Raw genomic sequence first — 9,290 nt, 5'->3', positions numbered from 1 at the left:
GTTTATTTCGCAGCTATATTGATCACTGCTAACAAAATGTAAACACTACGTAGATCTTTTTTGGAATGCCGTATCGGATATATCGCCATTAGTAGGGCTAAACTTGATAGGCGTAGAGTGGCGGGATGAGGGACTACGCCTTGAAAAAAATCCCTTAAGCAATGAATCTATTCGCATATACATTCCTGCAATGCAAGCAAGCGGAATAGTCGTTACGTTTGACAACATCACACACCCGGAATTGCATTTGATCGCTGGTGATAAACAGGGCGGTCTTGTAGACAGCACGCTTTCCGCACCCTTTGTTGTAGAATATAGGGATGCGAATGATAAACCTAAACAGGGGGTTAGCGTTACTTTTTCAATTAGAGAAGGTGAGGCTGAACTGACAGATAAAACTGTTACGACCGATGCAGAGGGGCGCGCAAAAACCTTCCTGCACCTTGGCATGAAACTCAGGACCATTACTATTCAGGCAACTGCTGAAGAGGTTATCACGCCACTTACGCTTACTGCACAAGTCGTCTTACCAGAAAATCATGTTGCAGCAGATGTGAATGCTGATGGTATTGTGGATGTGATGGACCTCGTGTTAGTTGCTGCCACTATCGGCACAACGCCACCTGAAGATACATATCCGAATCCTGACGTAAACGGTAATAGGGTCGTCGATAATGATGATTTAGCATTGGTCATGGCAGCATTAGAAACGGCACCCGCCGCACCTGCAGCTGCTATGACTGCCGAAACTTTGCAAAGATGGATTGATGAGGCAAAACAACTCACGTATTTAGATGAAACACTCCTACGGGGAATCGCAACACTTGAAGCGTTACTTGCATCTTTGCTACCAGAAAAAACTGTTCTCTTGGCGAACTTCCCTAACCCATTCAACCCAGAGACATGGATACCGTTTCACTTAGCAGAATCGACTGAGGTGACGCTACATATCTACGGGATTGATGGTGTGTTAGTGCGGACATTGGCATTCGGACAAAAATCTGCTGGCATCTATGACCATCGCACACGTGCAGCGTATTGGGACGGACGAAATGCACAAGGAGAACGGGTTGCAAGCGGTGTCTATTTTTATACGCTTACTGCTGGTGATTATACATCTACGCGTAAGATGTTGATAAGGAAGTAGGTCATTATTGGTTAAGTCGCGATTCGGAGATCGCTCCTACAGTAGAAGAGTCGGGATTGCTACTCCGAGACGATATAAACTTTTTCACCGCTCTTCGCGCTATCGTAGAACGCGTCCAATATCTGCATAAAAACATAAGCATCCGAGGCAGAGACATCTGGGGCGACTTCACCGGCGATCGCCATGGCAAAATGATTGAGTTCGTAGTAGAAGACATGAACCTCGTCAGGAAGTTCGCCGTGATCAATTTCGAGGGGTTCATCGACGGTTTCTCGGATGAATTCGCCGGCTTTGAATCGGGAGATACCCCCGTTTGTAATTGCACCAGTTGTGCCGTAGAGTTCAACGACGCTTGCCGAGTCTGAATGGCTCATCCGGGAACAATCAATCTGGATGGTTTTTCCACCTTCGCAGCCGAGGATACCCGTAAAATAGTCCTCCGCTGCGCCTTCAGGTCCGTCGTATTGCGGGTAAAGCACGTGTTTCGCAGCGAATGCCCACTCCGGCCTCGGACATCCCATCCACCACCACGTCAAGTTAAGTTCGTGTGAGTAATGTTGCCCTAACGAACCGCCTTTCTGTCCATAGACGTGTAACCATCGACTGTTGGCGTTAAGGTCTGGAATAAAGTTGTATTTCCCAAAGATGCGGGCATGATACAGGTCGCCGATTGCCCCGTTCAGGACGGCGCGCCGAATCTTCCTATTGTTTGGGAAATGACGCATAAAATAGCAGAATTGCAGCGTTTTCTCGGCTTTTTGCGCCGCTGCTGCCATCTCTAATATTTCGGGTGCGCGGATTGCATGCGGTTTTTGTACCAAGACATGCTTGCCTGCACTGAGCGTATCCAAGACCTGCTGTTTTCTAACGTCTGGATTGGTAGCGAGATAGACGGCTTCAACAGTTGAATCGTCAAGGAGCTCGTGGTAGTCGGCATAGCGGTGTGGTACTGCATTGTCATCGCCTGCCTGCGCTCGGCGGGTCGGGTCGCGCTCAGCGATTGCGATAACGTTTAGCCGAGAGGTCGCATTCGCAGCTTCAATCGCTCGACAACCTGCCCATCCACATCCAACAACGCCGAGTTGGATAAGTTGGTTCGCCATAAAAAGGTCCCTCTACTTCTTCTGTGAAAGCGGTTTTTAATATGACATATCTATTGTATCGAACATGTGGAAATCAATATTAAAGGGGAGTGAGATGTCCGATTCTTTATTGGCAAAGTGACGCGAAAAATCAATAAGCGTGAATCCCACTAACTCCTTTGTTTCTGGATGGAAACGGAGTATAATATCCTCTGCGTATTCAACGTAGTCTGTATATTTAGGGTTGCCCCGTGTTACATAAAGGACATCAACTTCTTGGTCATAGAAGATTTTAATTCTACTTTGGCGGCTACTCATCTCTTAGGGTTCCACGACTTTGTAGAGCTCAACCTGTCCGTCGCGGATTACTTGGAGTGCAAGGCTTTTGACAGGATGACGGTTTTCATCATAATGAGAGATAGTTGTAGCACCTTTGTAGCCACTGACTGCTGCGAACGCATCACGGACTGCCATAAGATCAAGCGAACCCGCTGTCTCTATCGCTTGTGCTAAAAGTCGCATTGCATCGTAGCCCGACGCAGCGATACCGTCCGGTGGACTCTCGAACAGTGCCATGTAATTTCCTACAAATTCTTGAACATCTGCGTCCTGTGTCGCTACGGAGAAATTCGTAGGATAGTAGCTCCCGTCCAATACAGTGTTATCTGCTAAGATGCTAAGGAAGCGTTCCCTGTCGTCCCACGCACTCCCGCCGAGGAAAGTTGCTGTGATACCGATCTGTCGTGCTTCATTTATCAACGATGGCACTTCTGGTTGGAAACCCGGACAGAAGATAACATCAGGCATTGTTTCGTGGATTTCTGTGAGCAGCCCAGTGAAGTTGGTATCGCCTACGGTGTAGGCACCACTATAGACGATTTCTCCACCGTTTGCCTGAAAAGCCGCCTCAAACGCCGCTACAAGATCAATTGTATAGACATCGCCTTCCTCGATAATCGTTGCTGCCGTTTTAGCACCAAGTTCATCAGGGTTCATTGCGAAACCCGCCATCACCTTCCCTTGAAATGGGTTCGGGACGGTAATGAGAAAGACGTGATCTCCTGCTGCGGGTACATTTGCACCACTGGAGCCGGGGAGCATGAGCCGTTGTGCTTGTTGCGCAATCGGACCGACTTCGACAGCATTGGTAGAATAGACGGGACCTAAGAGTGCGAAAACGTTTTCCATATCGATAAGTTCTTTCGCAGCACTAACGCTTGCTTCCGGAGTCGGTGGTTCCGTCGCAACGGGTTGATTATCTCGGCTGATAAAGACGACTTCCATACCCAGCACGCCACCGTTGCTATTAATTTGGGCACGAGCGGTTTCAGTGCCTTGGCTAAAGGTTGTAAAAGTGTTAGATGGCTGAATGACACCGATTTTTAAAGTCGTTTCGATCGGAGTCGTGACGGCGTCGGGTTGAACGACATGACTGATACGGTCGCATCCGAATAGATAAATACTTAGAAAAGCGGATAGGATAACCGAGGTTAAAGCGAAAATTCTCGCACGCATACTGTGGTTTTCTCCTTTTGGCAAAAAATAGAAAATATTTGAAAAATATTTAGGTTTATGGTAATCTCTTATCCAAGAAAAATAATAACAGACACTACAGGTTTTGTCAAATTTAGAAACATACCGAAACATATCTATTTAGGAATTGCACTCAGTTGTCGATTTTCGGTGAAGGGGTGTCCGTTATACCTAAACACGTAGCCCGTAAGCGTAGCGGAGGGCGGGTCTACGGAGAGACCCTTTATCTATCAAACTTACCTGACCGAACCGCAAGGAAAAATTAAAAAATGGAACTCGGTTTTTTCACAATGCCTTTACACCCCCCGGGTAGCGACACCACTAAAACGCTCGATCACGATATTGAGCAGATGGTCGTCTTGGACGAGTTGGGTTATAAAGAAGCTTATGTTGGTGAGCATTTTACGTTTACATGGGAGAACATTCCGTCTCCGGATCTCTTTATTGCAAAAGCGGCTGCGATGACAGAAAACATCATCTTCGGCACGGGAATTACATGTATGCCGATACACAATCCTGCGGTTGTGGCGCATCGCATCGCACAACTGGACCATCAGACGCATGGACGTTTTCATTGGGGGGTTGGTTCAAGTTCCACACCAAGCGATGCGGAAATGTTCATGGCGGACGGCGACAGACGGCAATCAACCCGAGAAGGGATTGAAGCAGTACTCAAGATTTGGACGGATCCAGAACCTGGACATTACAAGAGCGATTTCTGGGAGTTTAAAATTCCCGAAGACCGCCCAAACATTGTCAGCGTCCACATGAAACCGTACCAGAAACCGCATCCGCCGATTGCGATGGCAGGATCGTCACCCAGATCTGATACACTCGTTCTTGCTGGCGAACGCGGTTGGATTCCCATGAGCATTAATCTGGCACATGTTTCTGTTATCAAGACGCATTGGGACGCGGTCGAAGAAGGCGCAGAGCAGGCGGGATTATCGCCCTCGCGTTCAACGTGGCGTATTGCTCGCGAGGTCTACGTTGCGGATACCACCGAGCAAGCGCGAAAAGAGGCACTCGAAGGCACGCTCGGACGCGATTTTAGGGACTATTGGTTTAACCTGTTTAGCCCAGGAAACTTCAAACCCGATCCAGATATGGACGACGCAGATATGACGCTCGAACATCTATTGGATACTTTGTGGATTGTCGGAAGTCCGGATCACGTCGCGAATCGCTTGCGCGAACTCTACGACGAAGTCGGCGGTTTTGGGGTCTTGCTCGCCATGGGGCACGAGTGGGAGCCGAAGGAGCAATGGTTGAATTCGATGACGCTTCTTAAGAATGAAGTGATGCCGCAACTCACAGATTTGACATAAGCAGGCACGCGCCGCGTGCCGTTGCCCTTTACGATTTGTAGCGGACGAAACCGGGAGACTTCTTATGACCACCCTCATGGTAGGTGCAGCAGAGACTACGATTACCTCCATAAAGGACAAACCCGATGTTTATGCTGAGTTGTATGCTCGCGCTTTGGTACTCGCTGATGGTGAAAAACAACTTGCTATCGTAACAGCCGACTATGGGCAATTCCCGCTCCACTACAACAAAGTACTACTCGATGCAATCCAGGGTGCCACAGGCATACCGCCAGCGCACGTCGTCATCAACTGTAGCCATACGCATAATGCACCGGGGGTTGACGGACGGTGGATAACGAAAGAGTCCGAGGCGTGGTTAGCAACCGGTCTCGCTGAATTGGTGAAAGATGCGGTAGATGCCCTTGAACCCGCAACCTTGCGGTCAGGACGCGCGCCTGTCCAAATCGGCTACAACCGCCGCATAATGAATGACGAGGGTTATATTATTATGGCACCCAACCCAGAGGGCTCTGTTGTTCCGTGGGTTGATGTGTTAGGTGCTTACGATACAGATGGACAAATCATCGCCGTGTTGTTCTCACACGCTGCGCACCCCGTGATTGTCCACTGGTCGAGCGAGGAGATGGGTGCCGATTATCCCGGTTATGCCGTTGAACATCTTCGCAATTTCTTGGATCTGAAGCCGGAAAGCGTTTTGCTGTTTGCCCAAGGCTGCGCAGCGGATATTAACGGATATCCGCTGCGCGGTGGTTTCGATGCCTGCGATGTCGCTGGATTCACCCTCGCCTTTGCGACACACCAAGCCTTGAAAACAGCAAAAGAGGTTCCTGTCGCACCCCTTAAAGTGTGTTCAAAGCTCGTCGATTTACCGTTCCGAGATCCGCCTTCGGTTGCGGAATGTAAGCAGTTGATTGAAGAATTCCCTGGCGATGAACGCTACGTTGCCCTGTTAGAGGTCGCGAAGAGCGGTGAGAAACGCACCTTACCCTTCCCCATGAGTGCGTTTGCTGTTGGGGACGCGCTCTGTTTCCTGTCCGTATCTCATGAACTCTTTTCGGCGTATCAACTCTTTGTAGACGAAACATCGCCGTTCTTACATACTTTTGTCTTCGGCTATACGAACGGCAGCGAAGTCTACATTGCGACCAAGAAGGCTTACGATTTGGGGTTACGAGCGGGCTATGAAGCGGGACCGCGGAACCACGCCCTCAGCGGTCCCTATCGGTTAGCATTACTACCATCGGTTGAAGAACAGATTCACGCCGAGATGACGGATCTATTGGAAAGATTGAAAGATTCGCAAGGGAGCCAGTAATTAGAAATAAGTTTCTAATTTCGCGCGTGCGTTTGCGACACCTTCAATAATCGGTTGCGGTGTCTCCGCTTGCAATCCCAGATAGATGAGCATGATTTCCCCAGCGTAGCCGACGCGTTCTATCTCCTGACAGATGGCGCGAAAATCCATCTCGGGTGCCCAAAACGGCTCGCTGCCTGTCTTTGAATCCACACCACAGTTGAAATAGACACTGGACAACCGTTCTGACAAGGCGCGCAAGGCGACAACAGGATCGTCTCCAGCGCGATGAAAGTGGTACGGGCTGTAGTAGAAGCCTAAATTGTCAGAGGGAATCGCGTTGAGGATGTGTTGCGTGCGTTCAAGGTTGTAGGCGAGACTTCCCTCATGGGCGTAGAGGATAAGGTTCAGATTGCGCGCCGCTGCTTCAGCAGTGACTGTCTTGAGATGATCAATGATTATTTCAATCTCACGAGCGGTGGCGGTTTCATTGCCACCACTCGCGATACTGACTGTTGAAATAGAAAGCCTTTGGGCAGTGTCGAGAATCGAGATTAACGCTGCAAGCCCATCTGGCGCGTCCACCCCCACCGTGCTCAGCATAGATGTGAAATGGAGGCCCGTTTCGTCTCGGAGTGTTGCAATAGTTTCGGCTGCCACATCTGAATAATGGACTTGGGCGAGTTCAATAGCAGATACTCCCGCTTGGTGTAGTTCACCCACGAACTCCGTCAAAGAGAACTGGGAGAAGGGAAGCGTGCTTGCCCGATAGGTTCTCATCAAAGTTTACTCCAACTATAGTAAATTTTAGAATTACTTGAACGTTGTGCCCGGTGCGGTTAGGAAACCGCACCTACCGAGGGTGAAAGCGTCTCCGAACTGACTGCTAATCGCTGATTGCTGACTGCTGACCGCTGATTGCTGACCACTAACCGCTATTTCCCCATCGCCTTGAGTGCTTTCAGGCAGCGTTCGACAGCCTCAAGCGGCGGAAACGCATCGCTCTCGTATTCAACGATATACCATTTCGTGCCACCCGTGGTTTCACAGACCCGGAAGATCTCATCCCACGGCACACTATCCTCCCCAATGATGGGACGGAAACCGGCGTGTCTATCCGCCTCACCGAGCGATTCGTTGTAAGGTTTGAGATGGACGGTGCCAGAGCGACCCGGGTATCTCTCCAGAATACCTACGAGATCAGCACCCCCAGAGAGCGCGTTGCCCATATCCAGCTGCATCACAACGCCTTCGTTGGTATTACCGAAAAAGGTGTCCCACGGTATTTCGCCATCAAGGGGTGTAAATTCGACGTGGTGGTTGTGATACCCCGTCACCATACCGTGTGCGGCGAGTTTATCGGCAATGCCGTTGAAAATATCCGCTAACTTCAGCCAGTCCGCCCGCGATTGACGGAGTTCGCCTGGGATACCGGGAACGATGATATAAGGGTTTTCCAAGACCTTGTTGAATTCAATCGTTGCGTCGAGGGTGTCTTCTTGGACGAGGTTGAACGGCGTGTGCCAACCGCAACAGACCAAACCGAACTCATCAAGATAGCCTTTCAACTCTTCCGCCGAATGTTGCGGTGGACCCGCGAATTCAACGCCTTCATATCCCATTTCAGCGACCGCTTTTATCGTGCCGCGGACATCTTCAGCCAACTCATTTCGGACAGAAAACAACTCTAAACCAATTGGTATTCTTGACATAATTTCCCTTTCATATTTTTTGATGTATAGTCCCGTTGTTGAATGTGGAATATCCTATCATGAACATATTATAATGTCAAGACGGCTGTTCGCTAATTGCTAACCGCTGACAGCTTTTTGCTGTAGGAGCGAGTGTTTTTGCTTGGGAGTTTCTTCACGCTCGCGACAGTTATATAAGCCATAATTTGACAGAAGGAAGTCTTAAAATCCGCGTCATCTGTGTCATCCGCGTCAATCCGCGATTCAGACAATTGACAAAATATTTACACATGCCCCAAAATGAGCAAGGCATTTTTTCTTGCCATCCGATCTTTTGTATTGTATAATCACCATGTTTTTTTAGACTGAACGGACGACGAACTATCATTTAACAGGAGAGATTTATGCACGTTGGACTTATGGTGGGGACGATTCGACGGGAGACGCTCAGTGAAACACTGGATGCCATTGCGGCACACGATGTCCATCATTTACAATATCATGTGCCTGCGGGACTGTCGCTTGCGGAGGTCCGCAAGGCACTGGATGACCGACAGATCACAATCTCAGCACTTGGAGGGACTTACAATATGATTGATCCCGATGTTGAGAAGCGGCACGCCGGATTGCGAATGTTGCGTTCTGTCGCTGAGCAGTGCGCCCCGATGGGGACATCGGTAATCACGATCTGCACCGGCTCACGGGATCCGGACAGCATGTGGCGCGCACATCCCGATAATAACTCGGCATCGGCATGGCGGGATCTCGTTAAGTCGATGCGGCAGGCGTTAGAGGTCGCCGAGGAATACGACGTGACACTCGCCTTTGAGCCTGAAGTCGCAAACGTGATTGATTCAGCGCAGAAAGCGCGTCGTTTGCTTGATGAGATGCAGTCGCCGTATCTAAAAGTGTGTATGGATGGCGCGAACATCTTCCACGAAGGCGAACTCCCGAAGATGCGCGAAATCCTTGACGAGGCGTTTGAACTGCTTGGCGACGATATTGCACTTGCCCACGCGAAGGACTTAGACCGCGACGGTCAAGCCGGACACCTCGCCGCTGGAACAGGGCTGCTGGACTACGACCAATACCTCGGCTTGCTGAAGGAGAGCGGCTATGACGGGGCTGTGGTGCTGCACGGACTCTCGGAAGAACAGGTGCCATTTTGTACAGGTTTCTTACGTGAAAAAATCGCTGCCCTATGATAGTTAT

9 protein-coding genes are annotated in these 9,290 nt (G+C 49.7%); 4 read left to right on the top strand and 5 right to left on the bottom strand.

Annotation, left to right across the window (positions count from 1 at the left end):
* Positions 1 to 190: 190 nt before the first annotated feature.
* Positions 191 to 1,147 (top strand): T9SS type A sorting domain-containing protein, encoded by a 957-nt coding sequence (locus OXN25_22835; protein MDE0427702.1) that lies wholly within the window; start codon positions 191 to 193, stop codon positions 1,145 to 1,147.
* A 59-nt stretch (positions 1,148 to 1,206) separates the two neighbouring features.
* On the opposite strand, the gene OXN25_22830 is transcribed toward OXN25_22835, so the two are convergent.
* The 3 genes from OXN25_22830 to OXN25_22820 are packed head-to-tail and all read right to left on the bottom strand — an operon-like array spanning position 1,207 to position 3,744.
* Positions 1,207 to 2,250, bottom strand: a complete 1,044-nt coding sequence (locus OXN25_22830) for a Gfo/Idh/MocA family oxidoreductase (protein MDE0427701.1) — start codon at positions 2,248 to 2,250, stop codon at positions 1,207 to 1,209.
* Between the two features lie 36 nt (positions 2,251 to 2,286).
* Positions 2,287 to 2,547, bottom strand: coding sequence for a DUF2283 domain-containing protein (locus OXN25_22825; GenBank protein MDE0427700.1), 261 nt, complete (start codon positions 2,545 to 2,547; stop codon positions 2,287 to 2,289).
* Positions 2,548 to 2,550: 3 nt separating this feature from the next.
* Positions 2,551 to 3,744, bottom strand: coding sequence for an ABC transporter substrate-binding protein (locus OXN25_22820; protein ID MDE0427699.1), 1,194 nt, complete (start codon positions 3,742 to 3,744; stop codon positions 2,551 to 2,553).
* A 287-nt stretch (positions 3,745 to 4,031) separates the two neighbouring features.
* Between OXN25_22820 and OXN25_22815 the strand changes: the two genes are divergently transcribed.
* Positions 4,032 to 5,090, top strand: coding sequence for an LLM class flavin-dependent oxidoreductase (locus OXN25_22815; GenBank protein ID MDE0427698.1), 1,059 nt, complete (start codon positions 4,032 to 4,034; stop codon positions 5,088 to 5,090).
* Positions 5,091 to 5,154: 64 nt separating this feature from the next.
* Positions 5,155 to 6,408: a hypothetical protein gene (locus OXN25_22810; GenBank protein ID MDE0427697.1), complete on the top strand. Its 1,254-nt coding sequence runs from the start codon at positions 5,155 to 5,157 to the stop codon at positions 6,406 to 6,408.
* Here OXN25_22810 and OXN25_22805 read toward each other — a convergent pair whose 3' ends face one another.
* Positions 6,409 to 7,167, bottom strand: coding sequence for a TIM barrel protein (locus OXN25_22805; protein ID MDE0427696.1), 759 nt, complete (start codon positions 7,165 to 7,167; stop codon positions 6,409 to 6,411).
* Positions 7,168 to 7,322: 155 nt separating this feature from the next.
* Positions 7,323 to 8,099 (bottom strand): sugar phosphate isomerase/epimerase, encoded by a 777-nt coding sequence (locus tag OXN25_22800; protein ID MDE0427695.1) that lies wholly within the window; start codon positions 8,097 to 8,099, stop codon positions 7,323 to 7,325.
* 383 nt (positions 8,100 to 8,482) lie between these two features.
* Between OXN25_22800 and OXN25_22795 the strand changes: the two genes are divergently transcribed.
* A complete protein-coding gene (locus tag OXN25_22795) occupies positions 8,483 to 9,283 on the top strand; it encodes a sugar phosphate isomerase/epimerase (protein ID MDE0427694.1) in 801 nt (266 codons plus the stop codon).
* Positions 9,284 to 9,290 lie beyond the last annotated feature (7 nt).

The sequence above is a fragment of the Candidatus Poribacteria bacterium genome (assembly GCA_028820845.1).
In the GTDB taxonomy this organism is placed as follows: domain Bacteria; phylum Poribacteria; class WGA-4E; order WGA-4E; family WGA-3G; genus WGA-3G.
Note: the sequence above shows the minus strand (reverse complement) of the source record. Positions and strands in the feature narration are given on the sequence as shown.

Excerpts from the sequence above, each read along its gene's own strand:
- OXN25_22835 (MDE0427702.1), top strand. The coding sequence starts at position 191 with ATGCAAGCAAGCGGAATAGTCGTTACGTTTGACAACATCACACACCCG.
- OXN25_22830 (MDE0427701.1), bottom strand. The coding sequence starts at position 2,250 with ATGGCGAACCAACTTATCCAACTCGGCGTTGTTGGATGTGGATGGGCA.
- OXN25_22825 (MDE0427700.1), bottom strand. The coding sequence starts at position 2,547 with ATGAGTAGCCGCCAAAGTAGAATTAAAATCTTCTATGACCAAGAAGTT.
- OXN25_22820 (MDE0427699.1), bottom strand. The coding sequence starts at position 3,744 with ATGCGTGCGAGAATTTTCGCTTTAACCTCGGTTATCCTATCCGCTTTT.
- OXN25_22815 (MDE0427698.1), top strand. The coding sequence starts at position 4,032 with ATGGAACTCGGTTTTTTCACAATGCCTTTACACCCCCCGGGTAGCGAC.
- OXN25_22810 (MDE0427697.1), top strand. The coding sequence starts at position 5,155 with ATGACCACCCTCATGGTAGGTGCAGCAGAGACTACGATTACCTCCATA.
- OXN25_22805 (MDE0427696.1), bottom strand. The coding sequence starts at position 7,167 with ATGAGAACCTATCGGGCAAGCACGCTTCCCTTCTCCCAGTTCTCTTTG.
- OXN25_22800 (MDE0427695.1), bottom strand. The coding sequence starts at position 8,099 with ATGTCAAGAATACCAATTGGTTTAGAGTTGTTTTCTGTCCGAAATGAG.
- OXN25_22795 (MDE0427694.1), top strand. The coding sequence starts at position 8,483 with ATGCACGTTGGACTTATGGTGGGGACGATTCGACGGGAGACGCTCAGT.